14 protein-coding genes and 1 pseudogene are annotated in these 24,233 nt (G+C 67.2%); 9 read left to right on the top strand and 6 right to left on the bottom strand.

What is annotated here, in order from left to right; all coding sequences use genetic code 11:
• Window positions 1-99: 99 nt before the first annotated feature.
• On the bottom strand, window positions 100-1,071 hold the full coding sequence (locus D9601_RS03260) for a M48 family metallopeptidase (RefSeq protein ID WP_198352481.1): 972 nt from the start codon (window positions 1,069-1,071) through the stop codon (window positions 100-102).
• A gap of 441 nt (window positions 1,072-1,512) precedes the next feature.
• Between D9601_RS03260 and rpoB the strand changes: the two genes are divergently transcribed.
• The 3 genes from rpoB to D9601_RS03245 all read left to right on the top strand — a co-directional run bounded on the left by rpoB (window position 1,513) and on the right by D9601_RS03245 (window position 11,566).
• Complete coding sequence (rpoB, locus tag D9601_RS03255; RefSeq protein ID WP_198352480.1) at window positions 1,513-5,670, top strand: DNA-directed RNA polymerase subunit beta; 4,158 nt, start codon at window positions 1,513-1,515, stop codon at window positions 5,668-5,670.
• A 162-nt stretch (window positions 5,671-5,832) separates the two neighbouring features.
• Window positions 5,833-10,119 carry a DNA-directed RNA polymerase subunit beta' gene (rpoC, locus tag D9601_RS03250; protein ID WP_198352479.1) on the top strand — a complete coding sequence of 1,429 codons (4,287 nt, stop codon included), beginning with the start codon at window positions 5,833-5,835 and terminating at the stop codon, window positions 10,117-10,119.
• Window positions 10,120-10,849: 730 nt separating this feature from the next.
• On the top strand, window positions 10,850-11,566 hold the full coding sequence (locus D9601_RS03245) for a hypothetical protein (protein ID WP_198352478.1): 717 nt from the start codon (window positions 10,850-10,852) through the stop codon (window positions 11,564-11,566).
• Window positions 11,567-11,688: 122 nt separating this feature from the next.
• Here D9601_RS03245 and D9601_RS03240 read toward each other — a convergent pair whose 3' ends face one another.
• Complete coding sequence (locus D9601_RS03240) at window positions 11,689-12,474, bottom strand: metallophosphoesterase family protein (RefSeq protein ID WP_198353354.1); 786 nt, start codon at window positions 12,472-12,474, stop codon at window positions 11,689-11,691.
• Window positions 12,475-12,661: 187 nt separating this feature from the next.
• Between D9601_RS03240 and D9601_RS03235 the strand changes: the two genes are divergently transcribed.
• The 3 genes from D9601_RS03235 to D9601_RS03225 all read left to right on the top strand — a co-directional run bounded on the left by D9601_RS03235 (window position 12,662) and on the right by D9601_RS03225 (window position 17,260).
• Window positions 12,662-14,809, top strand: coding sequence for a histidine kinase dimerization/phosphoacceptor domain -containing protein (locus tag D9601_RS03235; RefSeq protein WP_232473792.1), 2,148 nt, complete (start codon window positions 12,662-12,664; stop codon window positions 14,807-14,809).
• Between the two features lie 79 nt (window positions 14,810-14,888).
• On the top strand, window positions 14,889-16,157 hold the full coding sequence (locus D9601_RS03230; protein WP_198352477.1) for an HD-GYP domain-containing protein: 1,269 nt from the start codon (window positions 14,889-14,891) through the stop codon (window positions 16,155-16,157).
• Window positions 16,154-17,260 (top strand): GGDEF domain-containing protein, encoded by a 1,107-nt coding sequence (locus tag D9601_RS03225; protein ID WP_198352476.1) that lies wholly within the window; start codon window positions 16,154-16,156, stop codon window positions 17,258-17,260. Before D9601_RS03230 ends, D9601_RS03225 begins: the two co-directional genes overlap by 4 nt.
• Before the next feature lie 40 nt (window positions 17,261-17,300).
• Here the strand turns inward: D9601_RS03225 and D9601_RS03220 are convergent, their stop codons facing one another.
• The 3 genes from D9601_RS03220 to D9601_RS03210 all read right to left on the bottom strand — a co-directional run bounded on the left by D9601_RS03220 (window position 17,301) and on the right by D9601_RS03210 (window position 19,839).
• Window positions 17,301-18,167, bottom strand: a complete 867-nt coding sequence (locus D9601_RS03220) for a DeoR family transcriptional regulator (protein WP_232473791.1) — start codon at window positions 18,165-18,167, stop codon at window positions 17,301-17,303.
• 126 nt (window positions 18,168-18,293) lie between these two features.
• A complete protein-coding gene (locus D9601_RS03215) occupies window positions 18,294-18,806 on the bottom strand; it encodes a biliverdin-producing heme oxygenase (RefSeq protein WP_198352475.1) in 513 nt (170 codons plus the stop codon).
• Window positions 18,807-18,849: 43 nt separating this feature from the next.
• Window positions 18,850-19,839 carry an NADP-dependent oxidoreductase gene (locus tag D9601_RS03210; RefSeq protein WP_198352474.1) on the bottom strand — a complete coding sequence of 330 codons (990 nt, stop codon included), beginning with the start codon at window positions 19,837-19,839 and terminating at the stop codon, window positions 18,850-18,852.
• Window positions 19,840-19,992: 153 nt separating this feature from the next.
• Here D9601_RS03210 and D9601_RS03205 point away from each other — a divergent pair.
• Both D9601_RS03205 and D9601_RS03200 read left to right on the top strand, forming a co-directional pair.
• Window positions 19,993-20,655 (top strand): annotated as a pseudogene (locus tag D9601_RS03205) (DUF47 domain-containing protein); the annotation flags it as partial.
• Window positions 20,656-20,667: 12 nt separating this feature from the next.
• Window positions 20,668-21,669 carry an inorganic phosphate transporter gene (locus D9601_RS03200; protein ID WP_198352472.1) on the top strand — a complete coding sequence of 334 codons (1,002 nt, stop codon included), beginning with the start codon at window positions 20,668-20,670 and terminating at the stop codon, window positions 21,667-21,669.
• A 426-nt stretch (window positions 21,670-22,095) separates the two neighbouring features.
• On the opposite strand, the gene D9601_RS03195 is transcribed toward D9601_RS03200, so the two are convergent.
• On the bottom strand, window positions 22,096-23,298 hold the full coding sequence (locus D9601_RS03195; protein WP_198352471.1) for a hypothetical protein: 1,203 nt from the start codon (window positions 23,296-23,298) through the stop codon (window positions 22,096-22,098).
• Between the two features lie 165 nt (window positions 23,299-23,463).
• Between D9601_RS03195 and D9601_RS03190 the strand changes: the two genes are divergently transcribed.
• Window positions 23,464-24,225, top strand: coding sequence for an SDR family NAD(P)-dependent oxidoreductase (locus tag D9601_RS03190; RefSeq protein WP_198352470.1), 762 nt, complete (start codon window positions 23,464-23,466; stop codon window positions 24,223-24,225).
• Window positions 24,226-24,233: the final 8 nt, after the last annotated feature.

Raw genomic sequence — 24,233 nt, 5'->3', positions numbered from 1 at the left:
CGCACAGCGCTGACGGAGGGGGGCTTCCACGCAGCGCAGCGCTCGCGACGAGCCCCCTCCACCGCCTTCGGCGGTCCCCTCCCCGCAGGCGGGGAGGATTTAACTCAGCGGTTTGTCCGCCTCGGCGAGGATCGGCGGCAGATAAGGCGTCGGGGCATCCGCCGGGACCCTCGCGATCTCCGCTTCCAGCGCGGCGGCGCGCGCCTTGGACGAGGGGTGGGTGCGGCTGCGGAACAGGCCGCCGTCGACCTCGCCGCCATGCTCGCGCCAGAACCGCACCGCCGCCTGCGGGTTCCAACCGGCGTTGCGGATCAGATACATGCCGAGGATATCGGCCTGATCCTCGGTGGTCCGGAACAGGCGCCCGTTGCGGCCGACCTCGGCGAGCAGGCCGCGGCTGACGCCCGCCGCATCGAGCCGGGCCCGATGGCGCAATATGGTATGGGCGAGCTCGTGGCCGATCACCACCGCCAGTTCCTCGTCGGTATAGCGGGCGAAGAAGGGCACGCCGATCTGGACGATGCGGCCGTCGGACGAGGCCTCCATCTTGTTGCCGAGCAGCACCTCGAACGCGCTGCGGCAGCCGGGCGATGCCGGGATGGTGACGGTGCGGGTGCGGCCGTCGCGCAGCAGCGTGACGGCAAGCGGGCGATCGGCGGGTTCGCCGGCGATCACCGCCTGCGCCGCGTCGCGCGCCGCACTGCTCGATTGCGCCGGCGGGGCGGTGTCGGGCAGCGGCTGGCCATCGATCGCCACCAGCGAGTCGCCGGGGGCGATGCCCGCCCGTGCCGCCGGGCCGCCGGGCACCACCGCCTCGACCGCGACCGGGCGTTCGAAGCCAAAGCTGACCTTCGCCTGGGCGCGCAGGGGTGCGTCATACTGGCCGATGCTGTGCAGCGCCCAGCCCGGCGTCGGCTGGCGATCGCGGCACAAGGCGGCATTGGCGGTGGTTAGCCGATAGGCGATCGCGGCCATGCGCCCGTCGACCTCGCGCAGCGCGGCGAAGGTGGCGGCGGGGTCGTCGGCGGGCGTGGCGGCGAGGGCGACGGCGGCGAGGAACGCGAACGGCATGGGACGGTCTTAGCGTAGTGGTGAGGTGGGAGGAACCGGTCCTCATCTCGTCATGCCGGACCCGTTCCGGCATCCACGGAGCCGCATACCCCGCGGCCGCAGCGTACGTGGACGGGTGGATGCCGGAACAAGTCCGGCATGACGGGATTGCGTAGGGGGTTTGCCAGCGCCCCGCCTGTTGTCCCCAGCCCATCCTGCGAGCGGCGGCCCCCCCTTTGACAAGCGTGCACCCCGCCCCTATATCCCGCCTCTCACCACAGCTTTCGGGACATGGGGCGCCGTCGCGCAGCGCCTGCATACGAATAGGGAGTTGCTGGTTTCATAGACGCCTCAAGGCCGACGCACAGTGCTGCGCTCGGCTTTTTCGCGTCTTTGACCAATCCGCGTCCCGTCCGGAGGCTTTCCGGGCACGATATACGGCTGACGAGGCACAATAGATCCATGGCGACCAAGGCGATCCAGCAGGCCAGCACCGCGAAGCGGCGCATCCGCAAGATCTTCGGCGACATCCACGAAGTCATCCAGATGCCGAACCTGATCGAGGTTCAGCGTGAAAGCTACGAGCAGTTCCTGCGCTCCGACAAGAGCACCGGTCACGTCTCGGGCCTGGAAAAGACGCTGCGGTCGGTGTTCCCGATCCAGGATTTCGCCGGCACCGCCTATCTCGACTTCGACGATTACGTCCTCGAGCCGCCGAAGTTCGACGTCGAGGAATGCCGCCAGCGAGGCATCACCTATGCCGCGCCGATGCGCGTCACGCTGCGCCTGACCGCGTTCGAGGTCGATCCGGATACCGAGGCCAAGTCGGTCATCGATATCAAGGAGCAGGACGTCTACATGGGCGACATGCCGCTCATGACCGAGAACGGCACGTTCTTCATCAACGGCACCGAGCGCGTCATCGTCAGCCAGATGCACCGCAGCCCGGGCGTCCTCTTCGACCATGACCGCGGCAAGACGCACGCGAGCGGCAAGTATCTCTTCGCCGCCCGCGTGATCCCCTATCGCGGCTCCTGGCTGGATTTCGAGTTCGACGCCAAGGACATCGTCAACGTCCGTATCGACCGCAAGCGCAAGCTGCCGGTGACGGCGCTGCTCTATGCGCTGGGCATGAACTCGGAAGAGATCCTCAACTATTTCTACAACCGCGTGACCTTCGTCCGCGGCGAAGGCGGCTGGCGCATTCCGTTCGCGGCCGAGAACTGGCGCGGCGTGAAGCCGATGTTCGACATCGTCGACGCCAAGTCGGGCGAGGTCGTGTTCGCCGCCGGCCAGAAGATCAGCCCGCGTGCCGCCAACAAGGCCGGCAAGGACGGCCTGACCGAGCTGCTGATCCCGACCGAGGAAATCTTCGGCCGCTACAGCGCCTACGATCTGATCAACGAGACCACCGGCGAAATCTACGTCGAGGCGGGTGACGAGATCACCGCCGAGAATCTGGAAAGCCTCGACAAGGCGGGCGTCGACACGATCGAGCTGCTCGACATCGACTTCGTCACCACCGGCCCGTGGATCCGCAACACGCTGAAGGCCGACAAGGCCGAAGAGCGCGAGCAGGCGCTGAGCGACATCTACCGCGTCATGCGCCCCGGCGAGCCGCCGACGCTGGAGACGGCGGAAGCGCTGTTCGCCGGCCTGTTCTTCGATCCGGACCGCTACGACCTGTCGGCGGTGGGCCGCGTCAAGCTGAACATGCGCCTCGACCTCGACGCGCCGGACACGGTGACGACGCTGCGCAGCGAGGACATCCTCGCCGTGATCAAGACTTTGGTCGGCCTGAAGGACGGCAAGGGCGAGATCGACGACATCGACAACCTCGGCAACCGCCGCGTGCGTTCGGTGGGCGAGCTGCTCGAGAACCAGTATCGCGTCGGCCTGCTGCGCATGGAGCGCGCCGTGAAGGAGCGCATGTCGTCGGTCGACGTGTCGACGGTGATGCCGAACGACCTGATCAACGCCAAGCCGGCGGTGGCCGCGGTGCGTGAGTTCTTCGGCTCGTCGCAGCTGTCGCAGTTCATGGACCAGACCAACCCGCTGTCCGAAGTGACGCACAAGCGTCGCGTCTCGGCACTCGGGCCGGGCGGTCTGACGCGTGAACGTGCGGGCTTCGAGGTCCGCGACGTCCACCCGACCCACTATGGCCGCATCTGCCCGATCGAGACGCCGGAAGGCCCGAACATCGGTCTGATCAACTCGCTGTCGACCTTTGCCCGCGTCAACAAGTACGGCTTCATCGAGACGCCGTACCGCAAGGTGAACAACGGCCAGGTGACCAACGAGGTCGTCTATCTGTCGGCGATGGAGGAGCAGAAGCACACCGTCGCGCAGGCATCGGCCGCGACCGATGCGGACGGCCGCTTCACCGAGGATCTGGTCTCGGCGCGGCAGGCGGGCGAGTTCCTGATGGCGCTGCCCGAGACGATCACGCTGATGGACGTGTCGCCGAAGCAGCTCGTCTCGGTCGCCGCCTCGCTGATCCCCTTCCTCGAGAAGGACGACGCGAACCGCGCGCTGATGGGCTCGAACATGCAGCGCCAGGCGGTGCCGCTGGTCAAGGCCGAGGCGCCGTTCGTCGGCACCGGCATGGAAGAGACGGTAGCGCGCGATTCGGGCGCCGCGATCTCGGCCAAGCGCGCCGGCGTCGTCGACCAGGTCGATGCGACCCGCATCGTCGTCCGCGCCACCGGTGAGGTGGATGCGAGCGTCAGCGGCGTCGACATCTACACGCTGATGAAGTTCCAGCGTTCGAACCAGTCGACCTGCATCAACCAGCGTCCGCTGGTGAAGGTGGGTGACGTGGTCGAGGCCGGCGACACGATCGCCGACGGCCCGTCGACCGAGTTCGGCGAGCTGGCGCTGGGCCGCAACGTCCTCGTCGCGTTCATGCCGTGGAACGGCTACAACTACGAGGATTCGATCCTGATCAACGAGCGGATCGTGAAGGACGACGTGTTCACGTCGATCCACATCGACGAGTTCGAGGTCATGGCCCGCGACACCAAGCTCGGGCCGGAGGACATCACGCGCGACATCCCCAACGTCGGCGAGGAGGCGCTGCGCAACCTCGACGAGGCGGGCATCGTCTACATCGGCGCCGAGGTGGAGCCGGGCGACATCCTGGTCGGCAAGATCACGCCGAAGGGCGAAAGCCCGATGACGCCGGAAGAGAAGCTGCTGCGCGCGATCTTCGGTGAAAAGGCGTCGGACGTGCGCGACACGTCGCTGCGCCTGCCGCCGGGCGTTGCCGGCACGGTGGTCGACGTGCGCGTCTTCAACCGCCACGGCATCGACAAGGACGAGCGCGCGATGGCGATCGAGCGCGAGGAGATCGAGCGCCTGAAGAAGGACTCGGACGACGAGCGCACGATCCTCAACCGGGCGACGTGGAGCCGCCTCCGCGAGATGCTGCTGGACCAGGTCGCGACCGGCGCGCCGAAGGGCGTGAAGAAGGGCTCGACCATCGACATGGACCTGCTCGACAGCGTCGACCGCCACGAATGGTGGAAGTTCGCGGTGCAGGACGATGCGGTCCAGGCGAACCTGGAAGCCGTCAAGCAGCAGTATGACGAGGCGACCAAGCGCATCCGCGACAAGTTCGAGGATCGCCGCGAGAAGCTGGAGCGGGGCGACGAGCTGCCGCCGGGCGTGCTCAAGATGGTCAAGGTGTTCGTCGCGGTGAAGCGCAAGCTGCAGCCGGGCGACAAGATGGCCGGCCGCCACGGCAACAAGGGCATCATCAGCCGCATCCTGCCGCAGGAGGACATGCCGTTCCTCGAGGACGGCACGCCGGTCGACTTCGTGCTCAACCCACTGGGCGTGCCGTCGCGCATGAACGTCGGGCAGATCTTCGAGACGCATCTGGGCTGGGCCGCGCGCGGCCTGGGCCGCAAGATCGGTGCGGCGCTCGACCAGTGGCGGGCCGAGAACCCGAACCCGACGCCGGGACAGGCGCCGGAGGCGGTGAAGGACGCGCTGCGGCTGGCGTATGGCGACAGCTATGTCGAGGAACTCGACAAGCGTTCGCCCGAGCAGCTGATCGATCTGGCGCAGAACGTCCGTACCGGCGTTCCGATGGGCACCCCGGTGTTCGACGGCGCGGTGGAATCGGACGTGGCCGACATGCTGAAGCTCGCCGGGCTGGATGAATCGGGGCAGGTGACCCTGTTCGACGGCCGCACCGGCGACGCCTTCGACCGCAAGGTCACCGTCGGCTACAAGTACGTGCTGAAGCTGCACCATCTGGTCGACGACAAGATCCACGCGCGGTCGATCGGTCCCTACTCGCTCGTCACCCAGCAGCCGCTGGGCGGCAAGGCGCAGTTCGGCGGTCAGCGCTTCGGCGAGATGGAGGTCTGGGCGCTGCAGGCGTATGGCGCCGCCTATACGCTGCAGGAAATGCTGACGGTGAAGTCCGACGACGTGGTCGGCCGCACCAAGGTCTACGAGGCGATCGTCAAGGGTGACGACACGTTCGAGGCCGGCATTCCGGAGAGCTTCAACGTGCTCGTCAAGGAAATGCGCTCGCTCGGCCTCAACGTCGATCTGCGGTCCATGGAGGATGCGCAGGACGACGACGGGCTCGCCGAGGCCGCGGAGTAAGCCATCGCTCTCCCTCTCCCACCGGGAGAGGGAGGGAGCCGCCGACAGGCGGCGGAAGGGTGAGGGTGACACGGTCGCCACCACCCCACCCTCACCTTCCCACCCGGCCGCGCCGGGCGGGCCCCTTCCTCTCCCAGCGGGAGAGGAAAAAGAGGTAAGAACATGAACGAACTGACCAATTTCGCCAATCCGGTCGCCAAGCCCGAGACGTTCGACCAGATCCAGATCGGCATCGCTTCGCCCGACAAGATCCGTTCGTGGTCGTTCGGCGAGATCAAGAAGCCCGAGACGATCAACTACCGCACGTTCAAGCCGGAACGTGACGGCCTGTTCTGCGCGCGCATCTTCGGTCCGATCAAGGATTACGAATGCTTGTGCGGCAAGTACAAGCGCATGAAGTACAAGGGCATCGTCTGCGAGAAGTGCGGTGTCGAAGTCACGGTGTCGAAGGTACGCCGCGAGCGGATGGGCCATATCGAGCTCGCCGCGCCGGTCGCGCACATCTGGTTCCTGAAGTCGCTGCCGAGCCGGATCGGCCTGTTGCTCGACATGCAGCTGAAGCAGCTCGAGCGCGTGCTGTACTTCGAAGCCTATATCGTCATCGAACCGGGCCTGACCCCGCTCGAGAAGTTCCAGCTGCTCACCGAGGATGAGCTGCTCGAGGCGCAGGACGAATATGGCGAGGACGCCTTCTCCGCCGGCATCGGCGCCGAGGCCGTGCGCGTCATGCTCGAGAATCTCGACCTGGAGGGCGAGAAGGTCGCGCTGCTCGAGGAGCTGGCGACGACCAAGTCGGAGCTGAAGCCCAAGAAGATCATCAAGCGCCTGAAGGTCGTCGAGAGCTTCCTGGAATCGGGCAACCGCCCCGAATGGATGATCCTGGAAGTCATTCCGGTGATCCCGCCCGAGCTGCGCCCGCTGGTGCCGCTGGACGGCGGCCGTTTCGCGACCTCCGACCTCAACGACCTGTACCGCCGCGTCATCAACCGCAACAACCGCCTGAAGCGGCTGATGGAGCTGCGCGCGCCGGACATCATCGTCCGCAACGAAAAGCGCATGCTGCAGGAAGCGGTCGACGCGCTGTTCGATAACGGCCGTCGCGGCCGCACCATCACCGGTGCCAACAAGCGTCCGCTGAAATCGCTGTCCGACATGCTGAAGGGCAAGCAGGGCCGCTTCCGTCAGAACCTGCTCGGCAAGCGCGTCGACTATTCGGGCCGTTCGGTCATCGTCACCGGTCCGGAGCTCAAGTTGCACCAGTGCGGCCTGCCGAAGAAGATGGCGCTCGAGCTGTTCAAGCCGTTCATCTACGCGCGCCTCGACGCCAAGGGCCTCAGCATGACGCTGAAGCAGGCGAAGAAGTGGGTGGAGAAGGAGCGCAAGGAAGTCTGGGACATCCTGGACGAGGTGATCCGCGAGCATCCGGTGATGCTGAACCGCGCGCCGACGCTCCACCGCCTAGGCATCCAGGCGTTCGAGCCGGTGCTGATCGAGGGCAAGGCGATCCAGCTGCATCCGCTGGTCTGCTCGGCGTTCAACGCCGACTTCGACGGCGACCAGATGGCCGTGCACGTGCCGCTGAGCCTCGAGGCCCAGCTGGAAGCGCGCGTCCTGATGATGTCGACCAACAACATCCTGTCGCCCGCCAACGGCAAGCCGATCATCGTGCCGTCGCAGGACATGGTGCTGGGTCTCTATTATCTGTCGATGATGAAGGAAGGCGAGCCTGGCGAGGGCATGCTGATCTCCGACATGGCGGAGGTGCATCAGGCGCTCAACGCCGGCTCGGTGACGCTGCACACCAAGATCGTCAGCCGCGTTCCGCAGACCGACGAGGACGGCAACCAGTATCTGAAGCGCGTCGAGACGACCCCGGGCCGCATGCTGCTCGGCGAGACGCTGCCGAAGAGCCACAAGGTGCCGTTCGAGATCGTCAACCGCCTGCTGACCAAGAAGGACGTGGGCGACGTGATCGACGAGGTCTATCGTCACACCGGCCAGAAGGAGACGGTGCTGTTCGCCGACGCGATCATGAGCCTCGGCTTCCGCCACGCGTTCCGCGCCGGCATCTCGTTCGGCAAGGACGACATGATCATCCCGAACGAGAAGGACGCGCTGGTCGAGGAGACCCGCACGCTCGTGAAGGATTACGAGCAGCAGTATCAGGACGGCCTGATCACGCAGCAGGAGAAGTACAACAAGGTGATCGACGCCTGGAGCCGCTGCGGCGACCAGGTGGCGAACGCCATGATGAACGAGATCAAGGCGGTGAAGCGCTACGAGGACGGCGAGCATGCCGGCCGCGAGAAGCCGATCAACTCGATCTACATGATGGCGCACTCGGGTGCCCGCGGTTCGCAGGCGCAGATCAAGCAGCTCGCCGGCATGCGCGGCCTGATGGCCAAGCCGAGCGGCGAGATCATCGAGACGCCGATCATCTCGAACTTCAAGGAAGGTCTGACCGTTCTTGAATACTTCAACTCGACGCACGGCGCCCGCAAGGGCCTGGCGGATACGGCGCTCAAGACGGCGAACTCGGGTTATCTGACCCGCCGTCTGGTCGACGTGTCGCAGGATTGCGTCGTGATCGAGGACGATTGCGGCACCGAGCGCGCGCTGGAGATGAAGGCGATCGTGCAGGGCGGCTCGACCATCGCGTCGCTCGGCGAGCGTATCCTGGGCCGTACCACGGCCGAGGATGTGGTCGATCCGAAGACCAATGCGGTCGTCATCCCGACCGGTACCCTGCTCGACGAGCCGATGGTGGCGAAGATCGAGGCCATGGGCATCCAGGGCATGAAGATCCGTTCGCCTCTGGTCTGCGAAAGCAAGGTCGGCGTGTGCGGCAAGTGCTACGGGCGCGACCTTGCCCGCGGTACGCCGGTCAACATCGGCGAGGCGGTCGGCGTCATCGCGGCGCAGTCGATCGGCGAGCCGGGCACGCAGCTGACGATGCGCACCTTCCACATCGGTGGTGCGGCGCAGCTCAACGAGCAGTCGAACCTGGAGGCGCCGGTCGACGGTACCATCCAGTTCCGCGACCTGCGCATCATCGGCGACCAGCGCGGCCGCCGCGTCGTGCTCTCCCGTTCGGGCGAGATCGCGATCGTCGACATGGACGGTCGTGAGCTGGCGGTGCACCGTATCCCCTACGGCGCCTACGTCATGTTCGACGACGGCCATATGGTGTCGAAGGGCGACCGGATGGCGGAATGGGATCCGTTCACCATGCCGGTGATCACGGAAAACCCGGGTACCGTCCGCTTCCAGGACCTGCTGGAGGGCAAGACGCTCACCGAGCAGACCGACGAGGCGACCGGCATCGCGCAGCGCGTCGTGACCGAATATCGCACCTCGTCCAAGTCGAAGGAGGATCTGCGTCCGCGCCTGACCCTGCTCGACGAGACGAGCGGCGAATCCGGCCGCTACATGCTCGCCCCCGGCGCGACGCTGTCGGTCGAGGACGGCGCGCAGGTGCAGGCGGGTGACGTGCTCGCCCGCGTCAGCCGCGAAGCCGCCAAGACGCGCGACATCACCGGCGGTCTGCCGCGCGTCGCCGAGCTGTTCGAGGCGCGCAAGCCGAAGGAGAATGCGATCATCGCCAAGGTTTCCGGCCGCGTCGTGTTCGGCAAGGACTATAAGGCGAAGCGCAAGATCGGCATCCAGCCCGAGGATGGCGGCGAGGTCGTCGAGTATCTGGTGCCCAAGTCGAAGGTGATCGACGTTCAGGAAGGCGACTACGTCAAGCGTGGCGACAACCTGATCGGCGGCAGCCCCGACCCGCACGACATTCTCGAAGTGCTCGGCATCGAACCGCTCGCGGAATATCTCGTCTCGGAAATCCAGGAAGTCTATCGACTCCAGGGCGTGAAGATCAACGACAAGCACATCGAGGTGATCGTTCGCCAGATGCTGCAGAAGGTCGAGATCACCGAGTCGGGCGACACCACCTTGCTCGTCGGCGAGCAGGTCGACCGCGAGGAGATGGACGCGATCAACGAGAAGCTCGGGCCGAACGAGGCGCGGGCAGCCGGCAAGCCGATCCTGCTCGGCATCACCAAGGCGTCGCTGCAGACCCGCAGCTTCATCTCGGCGGCGTCGTTCCAGGAGACCACCCGCGTCCTCACCGAGGCGGCGGTCCAGGGCAAGCAGGACACGCTGATGGGCCTCAAGGAGAACGTCATCGTCGGCCGGCTGATCCCGGCGGGTACCGGCGCCGGCATGAACCGCCTGCGCGTGGCGGCCTCTTCGCGGGATGCGGCGCTCCGTGCGCAACAGCGCGCGCTGCAGGCGGCGATCGTCGCCCCGACGTCGGCCGCGGAACTGCGCGCCGCGGAAGAGCAGCGCTCGCGTCGCGACGACGCCGGCACGGGCTCCGACCCGCTCGCCGAAGTCGTCCCGTCGGGCGACGGCAGCGACGCGGCCGCGGGCGAGTATCTGAACGACTGATCCGCGTTCGGCGCTCTGCGTTGACAAGAAGACACCGCCGTCCGGGCAACCGGGCGGCGGCTTCTTTTTCTGGCTCCGGTAAGGGACGACTTCAGACTGATCGTCCCGCGTCAGCAATACGGCCGAGGGTAAGCCCTACCCCATTCGGGATATTGCTCCCGACGATGGTGCCGGGACATTGGCGCGTGTGGGGCGGAAATGCCTAGATCGTGATACATAGGCTCGAATCCGCATCGGTCTGTGCCGTCATTTCGCGTCACTTCGCACGTCATAAACCGACGTCGCCGTCATCCGCGTCGACGAAGGCCGGCGAAAGCCGGCGTAGAGATGACCCAGTAGCGCGCTTGCACGAAATAACCGTTTCGGACATTATCGCCGACAGGGAAGGCGGAGAGTGCAGGTGACCTTGTGGAGGAGGACGATGACCGTCCTGATCCCATCGCGACGGCAAGCCTCAACGCCCCATGTCTTCGTTGCCCACGCCGAAGGCCGCGGGAGCTTGGCTTTCAGTCGGAGATCGCGTGCGCCGGTTGTCCGCGTTCCGCCAGCCCGTCTCCCGCCCAAAGCCGCCAACGTGACCTGCGAGAGACCGGGCGGGACCGGAAACACTGTCGCCGGCACTCAACCCGACGCCGGGCAGCGTTCCTGATCATGACGATGGGGTATGAGACATGATGGCGATCTACCGCTTCTCAGAACCTTTTGGGAGGCGCAAGTCGACGGTCCACGCGTGATCCTGGGTCTGCCGCGAATATTCGGGACGATGATCCTATTATACTTTGCGCAGCGCGGGGTCGCCTATCACATGGGTCTATTCGACACGCGCGCCGCTTCTGGCGCGCTCACCCGAAACGAATGGGTGACGGTCTTGGGTTGGCTGGATCTCGCCATCATCGAAGTGGGCCGCTTCTTCGCGATCCGCTATCTGATGCTTGGTGAAGCACGGGCGGCGTTGCAGCCATCCATCACGGTCGCGCTACGCTACCTGCCTTATTTCGCCTATACTTTGAGCATGCTTGCGGTCATCTTCTACGCGGACCGGATCGTTGCGGATGCATGGGCGGGAACACTACGGGCGGCCACCGGCATGGCGATACTGGCGATCGAGCCGCTGCTGATGCCGTGGGCGGTGTCCGCGGCGACCGACGGGCCGATCCGCCATCCGGGGCAATCCGTGTGGATGGTAGGGCGTTGGTATACCTGGGCCCTGGCGCTGTTCTTCCTGGGGCGGCTGCCGATCATGGCACTGCACGACGACCTCTCAGGATGGCCGGGGGGCCAGGAGCCATGGATTGCTTGGGCCGGTCTGGCGGCTGAGTCGGTAACCGTCGGGTTGATGGCCACGATCATTCCCGCGCTGAGCGTGCGGATCGTGGCGCAGCTTGGAACAGGGAGACGGGCTGATCGGCGGGCGGCGGTCGCTCGCCCCGCGGTGGCAACGCACTGAACGGCTGTCGCCGCAATGCACGCAAAACCGTGAACCCCAGAACGGGTCCGGCGTGACGGGAACAGGACAACGCCAGGAACTGCCGCCGGATTAGATTCCCCAAACCGGGATAGCGAACGGCCCTACGGGCGGATGATCCCGGCAGCCGCATCCTCGGTGATCACCGCCGCCGGCGCTTGCGATTGCGTGCGCGCGACGGTGGTGAAGCGGCCGTCCGCCACGCGGATCTCGTTGAACGAGGCTGGCGTGTGCCGGGTACGCTTCGACAGCGTCCCGGCGCCGATCATGCGGATCGTCCAGCCATTCCGCTCGATCGGCACGTCGAACGGATCGTGGACATGGCCGCTGAGCACCGCATGCGCACCCGCGGCGGCGAGTGCGGTGAGCGCGGCATCGCCGTGACGGGTCTTGGCCGTCCCCTTGGTGCCGCCCTCGATCAGCGGGTGATGCGCCGCAACGAAGATGAGATTGCCCTTTGGCGCCGCGGCGATCATCGCCAGCGCCCGGCGCAGCGATCCGGCACTGACCCGACCCTTCGACCAGTTCCAGCGCCATTGCGCGCGCGCGATCGTCTTCAGCGGCACGACGGTGATGCCGGGCAGTTCCAGCTCGCGTTCGATCATCCGCTCCACCGCCGCATAGCGCTGATAGGGGGCGAACAGCCGGCGGAACGGATCCCAGTAATACGGAATGTCGTGGTTGCCGACCTCCACCGTCACCGGCACGCCCAGCGCGCCCAGCCAGGCACCGCCGCGTTCGAATTCGCGGCGCGTCGCGCGCATCGTCAGGTCGCCGGTCATGATCACCGCGTCGGGCGACTCGGCCGCCACGCATTGCTGAAACCAGGCGAGCGCGGCGGGATCCTCGGCACCGAAATGGACGTCGCTGACATGAAAGAGCTTGATCATCATCCCCGCAACGTCGCAGCCGCCGATCGGATGCGTCCTACAGGGGCGCTCGGGCTCGCGTCCAGCCACCGGCTGACCGCAACGTCGAAGGTTGGGTCATCACCGTTGATTGATCGAAATTAGCAATGGACGCATTGTAAACCCCTGAAACGAGGCCCATGGTCATAGCCATCTGCGTGCAAGAGTAATGATGGCGACCCCCATTCCCACCGATCCCGCGGTTGATCTGACCGATTGCGACCGCGAACCGATCCACGTGCCGGGTGCGATCCAGCCCCATGGTCTTTTGCTCGTGGCCTCGGCGAACGGGGATCATCGGATCGTCGGCGGCGCCGGTGCGATCGAGACGCGGCTGAGCGCCGACTGGCTCGGCAGGCCTCTCGCCGAGTTGATCGGCCAGGACGTCGCCACTCTGCTGGGCAGCACCCTGCCCGCCAATCCCAATGTCGTCGTGCCGCCGCTGGTCACCGGCAGCGACGAGACGTTTCTCGCGACGCTGCACCGTACCGACGGCTATCTGCTTGTCGAGCTTGAGCCGGTGGCGGAGCGGCCGACCACGGCCGCGGCGATGCTGTCGTGGCTCGATGCGGTCGCCGGCGGCTTCGAACGCGCGGTCGACAAGCAGACGTTGTACGAACGCGCCGCCAAGGCCTTCCGCACGCTGACCGGTTTCGACCGGGTGATGATCTACCGCTTTCTTGACGACGAGGCAGGTTGCGTCGTCGCCGAGGATCGCGATCCCGAACTCGGCTCGTTCCTCAACCATCATTTCCCGGCGAGCGACATTCCCCGCCAGGCGCGCGCGCTCTACATCCGCAACCGCACCCGCGCGATTCCCGATGCGGCCTATGCGCCGCAGCCGCTGCGCCCGTCGCATCTGGCGAACATCGATCTCAGCGACGTCGCGCTGCGCAGCGTCTCGCCGATCCATCTCGAATATCTGCGCAACATGGGCGTCGAGGCATCCGCCTCCATCTCCATCGTCAAGGATGGCCTGCTGTGGGGGCTGATCGCCTGCCATCACAACAGCCCGCGGCTGATGCCCCCCGACGTGCGCGGCGCCGCGGCAACGCTGGCCAGCGGGCTGGCACGCCAGATCCGTGCGAAGGAGGAGGCGGCGGCCTACCGCGAGCGGCTCAACCTGCGCGTGGTCGAGGACATGGTGACGCCGCGGCTGCAGGGCGACGTGCCGCTGCACGAGGCGATCGCCGGCATGAAGGGCGATCTCAGGGCGATGCTCAACGCCGACGGTTTCGCCGTGGTGACGCGCACCGCGGTGGTGACCGACGGCCGCTGTCCGTCCCCCAAGGTGCTCGGTAGATTCGCCGATTGGGCGCGGGGCCGTGGCGGCGAGCCGGTGGCGACCCACATGCTGTCGACGATGATGCCGGGCGCGGCGGAACATCGCGCCCTGGCCAGCGGGATGATCGCCCTGCCCTTGCGCGACGATGACGCGACACTGATCTGGCTGCGCGCCGAGCGCATTCAGGAGATCGAATGGGCGGGCAATCCGCACAAGTCGGTGTCGCTGGCCCCGGGCGAACGGCTGTCGCCACGGGCGTCGTTCGAGACGTGGAGCGAGACGGTGCGCGGCCGTTCGCGACGGTGGTCGCTCGAGGAGATCGAGGCCGCGCACCGCCTGCGCCGCCGCTTCCACGAGGCGCGGCAGGGTCAGCAATTGCGGGCGCTGAACCACGACCTCAATCTCGCGCTGGTCGAGAAGGACGCCCTGCTCGCGCAGAAGGACGTCCTGATGAAGGAGGTGAATCATCGGGTGCAGAACAGCCTGCAGCTGGTCGCCTCGTTCCTGCGGCTTCAGGCCAAGACCGCGGGCGACGGCGCGGTCGCCGACCATCTTGCCGAAGCGCAGGCGCGTCTCGCTGCGGTCGCCTTGGTCCACCGCCGGCTGTACCGCGACGACCAAGTCGAAAGCGTCGATCTGTCGCGCTATGTCGAGGAGCTGGTCGCCGACATGCGCACTTCGCTGGGCGCCGACTGGGGCGCACAGATGCGGCTCGATCTCGCTCCGGTGCTGGTCCCGACCGATCGCGCGGTGAACATTGGGCTCATCCTCACCGAACTCGTCATCAACGCCAGCAAATATGCTTATGACGGCCGGCCCGGACCGCTGTCGATCGCGCTTGAACAGCATGGCGCGCTGCTCCGGCTGATCGTCGCGGACCAGGGCCGCGGCAAGGGTCAAGGCGAAGGATTCGGCAGCCGGATGATGGCGGCGATGGTCCAGCGGCTCGACGGCGAGATTGCCTATCTCGACAATGATCCAGGCGTCAGAGCCATCATGACCGCACCGATCGGCGCAGAATCTATCCTATAGTGGAAGGTTATTATACCCGATTCCGCCGTATCGGGTAACTTTCAGCGAAATCTTCACCTGTGTCAGCCATCTCAGTTGCATGACGGGTGGACGGGGACACAACAAGCTGCTGCGGATCGACGGGCGGCAAGTCGAACTGGGCATGTACATCCACGAACTGCATTGTTCGTGGTTGGACAACCCGTTCTGGCGTAAGAGCTTTCTGCTGACCGACGTGGCCGACTGCGATCGCGTGCGGCAATCGGTAACCGCCGTCACCATCGATTTATCCAAGGGCCGTGGGCTGACCCTGGTCAAGACCACCGGCCGCTTCCTACCGGCAGCGGAGGAGCATCGCGATCTGCCGCCCGCCGCCGTGCCAAAGCTGGTCCGGCGGCGTCCCTCCAACAGCCTCGACCGGGCACGTGCCAGCGTCGAACAGGCGACCCAGGCGATCACCGACCTGTTCGAGGAAGCCCGTCTCGGCCGGGCGATCGGGGTCGAGACACTCAACATCACGGTCGACGACCTGGCCGACGCCATGACCCGCGACGCGGCGGCGATGATCACGGTGACCCGGCTCAAGGACACCGATCGCTACACCTATATCCATTCGGTCGCGGTCGGCGCGCTGATGATGGGGCTGACCCGCCACCTCGGCTATGACGAGGCGGACGTGCGTGTCGCCGGCATGGCCGGGCTGCTGCACGACATCGGCAAGATGGCGGTTCCGTCGGCAATCGTCGGCAAGCCGGGCAGACTGACGCCAGAGGAACTGGAGGTGATGCGCACCCATCCGGCACGGGGCCACGGCACGCTGACCGCGATCGCGGAACTCGATCCCCGCATCCTCGACGTCTGCCGCCACCATCACGAGAAGGTCGATGGCACCGGCTATCCGGATGCGCTGTCGGCAGAGGCGCTGTCGCCGTTCGCGCGCATCTCGGCGATCTGCGACGTCTATGACGCGGTCACCTCGATCAGGGCGTATAAGCCCGCCTGGTCGCCGCATACCGCCCTTGCCCGGATGCAGGCGTGGCAAGGGCATTTCGACCCCGACCTGCTGCGCGCCTTCATCGTCAGCCTCGGCATTCAGCCGTTCGGCGCACTGGTGCGGCTGCATTCCAACCGGCTCGGCCTGGTCGTCGCCGACGGCGACAGCCCGCAGGCCCCGATCGTCCGGGTCTTCTTCGACGTCGAGCGGCAATGCGAATTCGCGCCGATCGACGTCCCGAGTGCCCAGGACGCGATCATCCGCAGCGAGCGCGGCGAATATTGGTTCGGCGCGCGCTGGGGCGAGGTGCACGCGGCGGTGATGGGAGACGGCGCCCCGCTGCGCGATGCCGTCCGGCAGGAGACGCAGGCATGAGCATCGCGCTACACAGCGCGCCGCGGCGCCGGCTCTGGCTGGGGGGATGGCTGTCGCAGGCCCCCGCGCCGGCCGACGGCGTGCCGCCCCCCGCCCCCGCCCCGGTGCGCGAGAACACCGCCGCCCGCCTGTACGACGAGGTCGGCGAGTTCCTGTTCGCCCATGACCTGCCGCTCGCGCCCGACATCTTCGGCGTCGCGCTCGCCTATCTCGGCGGTGAGGATCGCGAGCTGACGCTGACCATTCGCGAGCGGTTGCGCACCGAAGGCCGGCTCGATGCCGACTTCCTGCGTCAGCTGGCGGAAGTGCGCAGCGGCGGCATCCGCCCGACGACGATCGCTCGCATGGCCGACACGCTCGCCGCGCAGCTGGCGCAATGTCTGGCGCTGCTCGGCGAATCCTGCACGTCGGCGACGGAATATGGCGACGCGCTCGACCGCGAGGTCGAACAGCTCGACAGTCCGGCCGGCGGCGGCGATGCCATGAGCCGGCTGATCGACCTGACGATGCAGGCGGTCGCCACCTCGCGCCAGATGGCGGAGCGGCTGGAGGAGAAGCGCCGCGAGACGACGCGTCTGCGCGACAATCTCGATCGCGCCCGCCGCGCGGCCGAACAGGATCACCTCACCGGACTGATCAATCGCCGCGGCTTCGACGCCCGGCTGCAGGCGCGCAAGTACGCGGGCGAGCCCGCCGATTGGTGCGTCGCGGTGTGCGACATCGACGATTTCAAACGGATCAACGATCGCCATGGCCACGATGCGGGCGATCGCGTGCTCAAGCTGGTCGCACGGCTGCTGAAGACCGAGCTTGCCCCCGACGCCATCGTCGCACGGCACGGCGGCGAGGAGTTCGCCTGCCTGTTCGCCCATGCCGACGTCGATACCACCTACGCCAAGCTCGACGCGGTGCGCCGCTCGATTGCCGCGCGCTCGCTGATCAATCAGGACAATGGCGAGCCGATCGGGTCGCTGACCATATCGATCGGTCTGGCGGCGGTGGCCGACGACCCGGTCAGGGCGATGCGCCGGGCCGACGCCGCCTTGTACGGGGCGAAGCGGGACGGCAAGAACCGCGTGGCCGTAGCGGAGCGCGGCGCCTGAGTTTGCCGGCAGCGCCGGCCGTTCAGGCTGGTCGAGGGGTCTAGAAGACGATCGGTGGCGGCGGTCCGACCTGATAGGCGGTGTGCGGCGCGTCGAAGGGGAAACCCTGCGCCGCCGCCGCGGCGATCGCCAGCCGGACCGAGGTCGCGGTGCGCTGGCTCGTCTCGATCGCGTCGGGCCGCTTCATCCAGTCTGATGAGATGATATAGCCCTGGCGCAGCCGCACCACCGGCCCGCCGGCATGGCCCAGACGCCCCAGCCGCCGCCGCACCGTGGTTTCCGACAGGTTGAGCACCCGCGCCAGCACGCTCGCACGCACGGCATGGTCCGGGCCGAAGCGGACGCCCTCGACCGGCCGCCGCGGCGGCAGCGGCGCGCGATGCAGATTGCCCGCCAGGATCGTCGAGAAGATCACCAGATCGAGCCAGTTGCCGTGGATCGCCTGATTGCTGTCCGCGGTCGCCAGCATCACGTCGACGGCCGCCTGCACCCCGACCGTCCTGTCGTAGCGCACCGCGCTGGGGCGCAGCACCGGCAGCTCGCCCGCATCGTACAGAGCTTGGACGAAACAGACGAAGCTGTCGTGGGTGAGCGCGATCAGCCGGGCGATGTCGGGACGCGTCAGGACCTCGGGATTGACCACGACCCCGCCGTGCAACCGCACGCACAGCCCCGCCGCAATCAGCGCGTTGACGTGGCGGCGGACGGTTTCGAACGATCGCCCCAGAGAGATCGCCGCCGAATGGGTCGAGATGCCCGAGTTGCGGGCGCCGCCACGTATGCTTTCGCGCGTGATCAGAGAGAAGATCGCGAAACGGTCGATATCGCCGTCGAAGCATCGCAGCCCCGCAGCATTGACCCTTGTCTGCATGTCGGCGAGCAGCCGTGTCATGCTCAACAGCTTCAACCGTCTCTCCGTTTGCAAACGCACCGACGAAGTCGTTCGTTTGCCACGGATCACCCGTTTTGGGCAGAAAAAGGACGCGTATTCCGCCAGTTTGAGTATTTGTCCATTTCGGACTTCACTGGCGCTTCAGTCGCCGAGCGCACCCCGATAGAGAGCGAATGTCTGTCGCGCGCCGTGCAGCGCCGCCGCTCGCCAGCGATCGTCTCGCGCTGCCGCCTGCCGCTCGAGGGCGTCGAGCAACGCCCGCCACTCGCCCCGCTGGTGGACCGCTCCGAGATAGGCGGACGGAGCGGCCGGCGGCAGGCTGCGGGCCAGAAGCTGCCCGCCCAGCCGCGATCCCTCGATGACATAGAGCGCACCCCAACGCGCGCCCTCGTTGTCGAGCACGAACGGCAGCGCCGCCGGCAGCGGCCGCCCGAGCGCGGCGAGATCGGCAGCAAGCGCGCCGGCGCGCGGCCGCCAGACCGGCAGATCGCCATGATTGGCCAGCGCCGCCTCGACCGCCGGCAGCGCGCGGCCGTGCGCGATCAGAAAGCGCAGATAGTCCGCCGTCCGGTCGAGACGCAACGCGCCGAACCGGGCATCGACCGCGTCATGATCGGCGGCGGTCTCGGTGCGGAGCGTCTGGACAAAGGACATCCGCACGCCCCTGACGCCTGCACCGCCGCCTGTCGAGGGGGCGTCAGACCAGCGTCAGCACGATCTTGCCGCTGACGTGCCCCTCGGCCTGCGCCTGCTGCGCCGCGGCCGCCTGATCGAGGGGAAAGGTCTGCACCACCCGGACCTTGACCGTGCCGTTGGCGACGAGATCGCCGATCTCTCCCAGCTGCGCGGCATTGGGCCGGGCGAGCCAGCGTGGCGCCGCGCGCACGCCGTGACGCGTCGCCTCGGCCTGATCCGGTTCGCTGACCGTCGACACCAGGATGCCGCCCTGGCGCAACGTCCCCCACGACCGCGCCCGCGTCTCGCCATCGATCAGATCGAACACCAGGTCGACGTCGCGGGCGATCTCCTCGAACCGCTCGCTGGTGTGATCGATCGCGCGATCAACGCCGAGATCGCGGAGCAACTCCTGGTCGTCGGGGCCGGCCGTGGCGAACACCTCCGCCCCCTTCCAGCGGGCGAGCTGCACCGCGAACTGGCCGACGCCGCCGGCACCGCCGTGGATCAGCACGCGCTGCCCCGACTGCAGCCCGCCGTGATCGAACAGCCCCTGCCACGCAGTCATCGCCGCCAGCGGGATCGCCGCGGCGGTCGTCATGTCCAGCCCGTCGGGAATGGCGCACAATTCGATCGCCTTGACGATGACGTAATCGGCCTGCGCCCCGCGGTCGAAATCGATGAAGGCGAAGACCGGGTCGCCATGGCGCACCATGTAATGCGCCCGCGTCCCGAACGTCTCGATCGTGCCGGCGAGATCGCGGCCGAGCACCGCCGGAAGCTGCGCCTCGCCGACCGGCGGGAATTGGCCTTCGCGGGTCTTGTAGTCGACCGGGTTGACGCTGGCGGCATGGACGCGGACCAAAACCTCGTCGTCCTGCGGCACGGGCAACGGCAGGTCGCGGACCTCCATCACCTCGGGTCCGCCGAAGCGCGAGATCACCAGCGCACGGCCGCTGCGCGGTGCCGTCTCGGGCGTTTCCGACTCGCGCATGGGATTGTCGGTGGCCATGATCGCTCTGTCCTTCCTATCCTGTCTCGACCGCTCCGAACGCGACGCGCCGCCGTGCGATCCCCCGGCGAGACGCCCGCCAGCGCACTTTCGGCTTGCACCGCGGCCCCGCGCCCGCCATGCGCCGCCCCGCCTACCACCGACATGTTCATCCAGACGAAAGGTCTCGCCATGGTTGCCTGGTTCCAGGCGCTGATGCCCAAGCAGGGGCGTTTCTTCGAGCAGTTCGAGGCGCATGCCGCGACGTTGGTCGCCGGGGCCGAGGCGCTGCAGCGGCTGTTCGCCAGCGAGGGCACGACCGCGCAGCATATCGCCGAGATCGTGCGCCGTGAGCATGAGGCGGACGACATCACCCGCGACGTGTTGCAGGATGTGCGCCGTGTCTTCGTGACGCCGTTCGACCGCTCGGCGATCACCGACCTGATCGGGGTGATGGACGATTCGATCGACCAGATGAACCAGACCGCCAATACGATCGAGCTGTACGAGGTGACCACCTTCGCCCCCGACATGCGCGCCATGGCGGATTTGGCGGTCGAAGCGGCGCGGGTCACCGCGCAGGCGATCCCGCTGCTCCGCCATCTCGATCGCAATGCGGCGCAGCTGCACGATCTGACCGCGCGGCTGGTCGCGATCGAGGGCCGCGTCGACGAGCATCACGCCGCCGGGCTGAAGGCGCTGTTCAAGGCGTGCGGCGACAATCAGCCGATGCGCTTCATCGTCGATCGCGAGATCTACAGCCATCTCGAACGGATCGCCGATCGGTTCGAGGACATCGCCAACGAGATCCAAGGTCTCGTGATCGACCACGCCTGAGGCGCGCGCGACATGACCATCTCCTTCACCGTGCTGGTCCTGCTGATCGGCGTGGCGCTGCTGTTCGATTTCCTGAACGGCCTGCACGATGCGGCGAACTCGATCGCCACCGTCGTCTCGACCCGCGTGCTGAAGCCGCATCATGCGGTGCTGTGGGCGGCCTTCTTCAACTTCATCGCCTTTACGGTGTTCGGGCTGCACGTCGCCAACACGGTCGGCAAGGGCATCGTCGATGCGCAGGTGATCGACCCGCAGGTGATCTTCGGTGCACTGATGGGGGCGATCAGCTGGAACGTCATCACCTGGCGCTTCGGCATCCCGTCCTCGTCCAGCCACGCGCTGATCGGCGGGCTGCTCGGCGCCGGCATCGCCAAGGTCGGCCCCTCGGCGATCGTCTGGTCGGGCGTACGCAACACGATCGCGGGCATCTTCGTGTCGCCCGCGGTTGGCCTGATCCTCGCGCTGGCGCTGGTCCTGGTCGTCGCCTGGACCTCGCTCCGCCTGACGCCGATGGGTGTCGATCGCCGCTACCGCAAGCTGCAGCTCGTCTCCGCGGCGCTGTACAGCCTCGGCCACGGCGGCAACGATGCGCAGAAGACGATGGGGATCATCGCCGTGCTGCTCTATTCGCAGGGCATGCTCGGCGGCGAGTTCCACATCCCCTTCTGGGTGATCCTGGCGTGCCAGGCCGCCATGGCGGCAGGCACGATGTCGGGCGGCTGGAAGATCGTCCACACCATGGGCTCGAAGATCACGCGGCTGACCCCCGCACAGGGCTTCTGCGCCGAGACCGGCGGCGCGATCACGCTGTTCCTCGCCAATGTCGGCGGCATTCCGGTGTCGTCGACGCATACCATCACCGGGGCGATCGTCGGCGTCGGTTCGGCGCGGCGCCTGTCGGCGGTGCGCTGGAACGTCGCCAGCCGCATCGTCGTCGCCTGGATCGTGACGCTGCCGGCGGCCGGCCTGATCGGCGCGCTCTGCTACGAGGCGACGAGGCTGCTCGCCCGGTGAGCGGAAGGCGCCATCCGTCCGGCTGACGGACGACGCGAGACGTCTTCCCCACAGTCATTCCCGCGCAGGCGGGAATCCAGAGACGCTGGCGTAGCGGCCCTTGCGACGACCGGCGTGTCTGGATCCCCGCCTCCGCGGGGATGACGGACTATGGCGACGGCGGCGCGACGTCCGCATGGTCGCTCGGCGCGACCTGCCACGCGGTCAAGCTGCCACGACAGCTTGCGGGTGTCGGCCAGCAGCCGGTCGGCATAACGATACGCGCCGCCGTCAACCTGCCCCCGCCGTCATTCTCGCGCAGGCGGGAATCCAGAAACGTTCGCGTAGCGGCCCTTGCGAAGACCTGCGCGTCTGGATCCCCGCCTACGCGGGGATGACGGACTGAGAATTAAGCCGAAATACTCCCACACGGTCGACCCGTGCGGCCTACAGCGCCCAATCCAGCTGCAACCACAGCTTGCGGGTATCGGTCAGCAACCGGTCGGCACGATAATCGGCATAGCGGACACTCGCCGTCGTGCGGCCGAATTTGGCGCTCGCCAGCAGGTCGATCTCATTGCCATAGTGCCGGACCAGCCGGTCGCTTTCGAACCGGTGGTAGACTGCGGTCAGCCCGACCGCCTTCGCCGGGCCGAGCGTCGTCCAGCCCCATCCTGCGCTGGCATAGAGGTCGCGGATGCCGTCGGCGGGGGTGGTGGTGAATTTGTCGGCCCAGCCCTGGAACTTGAAGATCGAGGCGAGCGGCGTCTGGAAGCTGGTCAGCGCGCTGCCGTCGCTGGCGCCGAGCACCTCGTAACCGGCGCCGAGGCGCGGGCCGCCGAAATCCACGCCGACATCGGCCAGGCCGTAGCCGGCCGCATAGCGATTGGGGTTGCGGTGATAGTCCGACTGGCGCGCATAGCTCAGCTGGTAGCTCACCTTCACCGGCCCGATCGGCCGCATTCCCGCCAGCCGGGCACCATAGGTCTGGCTGGACAGCCGGAAGCCCTGCACCGCCGCCTCGTCCTCGTCGATCAGATAGGCGAAGCCGGTCAGCCGCCCGACCGGCGAATCCCAGCCGAGATTGGCGAGCACGGTATCGCCGCCGATCGACCGCGGGCGCGCGCCGCGCCCGTCGATGCCATTCACCGTGCGGATCGACCAGACGTAGCTGACGTCCGCCTTGACGCCCCGCAGCGGCACGACTTCCGCCCGCACCGCGTCGAAACTCTGCCCGTTGTTGCGGATCGTGCCCTGGCCGACGAAACGCTCGTCGTCGAGCGCGATGACCTGCCGCCCCGCCGTCACCGTCAGCGGTGCGCTGGCATAGCGCGCCTGTGCGCGGAAGATCGCGATATTCTGAGGATCGGCAATCAGTGGCCGCGTCGCCGTGCCGTGCAGGCCGTCGAAATAATCAGGCACGATCGCCAGATTGCCCTGCGCCTGCACCAGCGCCGACCACGGCCCCTCTGCAACCTGCACACCGGTGCGCAGCCGCACCGTCACCGCGTCGCTGTCCTGCGGCAGACCGTCCTGCTCGACTCGTTCGTAGCGCAGCCGCCCCTCCGCCAGTGGCGTCACCGTCTGCGCCGCCGCAGACGCCGCCGAGCCGAGCGCCGCCGTGGCGGCCAAAATCGCGATCCCCCGCATAGTCTCCCCTTCCGGATCGTGGGGTTAGCCGATGATCGCGGCCTACCCAATTTAGGAAAGGTTGCGCGATCGATACGGAGTGTTGCCGCTCGGACCGCGACCGCACCGCAACCAAGGCCAGCATTGGCCGTTCACCCGCACCGCTCGGATGGACAGGAGAGACGCGTGGCGCGATTTGCGGACAAGGTGGTGGTGGTGACCGGAGCAGCCTCCGGCATCGGCGAAGGCGCCGCGCGTCGCTTCGCGCAGGACGGCGCCCGGCTGGTGCTCGGCGACAAGGATCGCGACGGGCTGGAGCGGCTCGCCGCCGAACTGGGCGGCGAGGTCGAGACGGTGATCGTCGACGTCTCGGTCAACGCCGATTGCGAGACGCTGGCGGCGCGCGCGGTGGAACGGTTCGGCCGCATCGACGTGCTGGTCAACGATGCCGGCGTCGACCACCTCGGCAAGCTCGACGAGGGCGGCCTCGAGGAATTCACCAAGGTCATCGAAACCGACCTCTATGGGGTCGTGCAGATGAGCCGCGCCGCGATCGCCGCGCTGCGCCGGAGCCGCGGCTGCATCGTCAACATCTCGTCCGTCTCCGGCCTCGGCGGCGACTGGAACCACAGCTTCTATTGCGCCGCCAAGGGCGCGGTGACCAATTTCACCCGCGCGCTGGCGATGGACGAGGCGAAGAACGGCGTGCGCGTCAACGCGGTCAACCCATCGCTGACCTATACTGCGCTGACCGCGGGGATGAAGGAGCAGCCAGAGCTGATCGCCAAGTTCGAGGAGCGCATCCCGATGGGCCGCGGCGCCGAGCCCGCCGACATCGCCGGGGCGGTGGCCTTTTTGGCGAGCGAGGACGCGCACTATATCACCGGGGTCAACCTGCCGGTCGACGGCGGCCTGTCCGCCTCGAACGGCCAGCCACCGCTGAGCTGAGGGACCCG

Source organism: Sphingomonas sp. MA1305, assembly GCF_016107325.1.
In the GTDB taxonomy this organism is placed as follows: Bacteria; Pseudomonadota; Alphaproteobacteria; order Sphingomonadales; family Sphingomonadaceae; genus Sphingomonas.
This window is presented reverse-complemented; position numbering and strand designations above follow the sequence as displayed.

Coding starts and splice junctions, on each gene's coding strand:
- rpoC (WP_198352479.1), top strand. CDS start 5,833: ATGAACGAACTGACCAATTTCGCCAATCCGGTCGCCAAGCCCGAGACG.
- D9601_RS03260 (WP_198352481.1), bottom strand. CDS start 1,071: ATGCCGTTCGCGTTCCTCGCCGCCGTCGCCCTCGCCGCCACGCCCGCC.
- D9601_RS03200 (WP_198352472.1), top strand. CDS start 20,668: ATGACCATCTCCTTCACCGTGCTGGTCCTGCTGATCGGCGTGGCGCTG.
- D9601_RS03230 (WP_198352477.1), top strand. CDS start 14,889: ATGACGGGTGGACGGGGACACAACAAGCTGCTGCGGATCGACGGGCGG.
- D9601_RS03215 (WP_198352475.1), bottom strand. CDS start 18,806: ATGTCCTTTGTCCAGACGCTCCGCACCGAGACCGCCGCCGATCATGAC.
- rpoB (WP_198352480.1), top strand. CDS start 1,513: ATGGCGACCAAGGCGATCCAGCAGGCCAGCACCGCGAAGCGGCGCATC.
- D9601_RS03240 (WP_198353354.1), bottom strand. CDS start 12,474: ATGATCAAGCTCTTTCATGTCAGCGACGTCCATTTCGGTGCCGAGGAT.
- D9601_RS03210 (WP_198352474.1), bottom strand. CDS start 19,839: ATGGCCACCGACAATCCCATGCGCGAGTCGGAAACGCCCGAGACGGCA.
- D9601_RS03235 (WP_232473792.1), top strand. CDS start 12,662: ATGATGGCGACCCCCATTCCCACCGATCCCGCGGTTGATCTGACCGAT.
- D9601_RS03225 (WP_198352476.1), top strand. CDS start 16,154: ATGAGCATCGCGCTACACAGCGCGCCGCGGCGCCGGCTCTGGCTGGGG.
- D9601_RS03195 (WP_198352471.1), bottom strand. CDS start 23,298: ATGCGGGGGATCGCGATTTTGGCCGCCACGGCGGCGCTCGGCTCGGCG.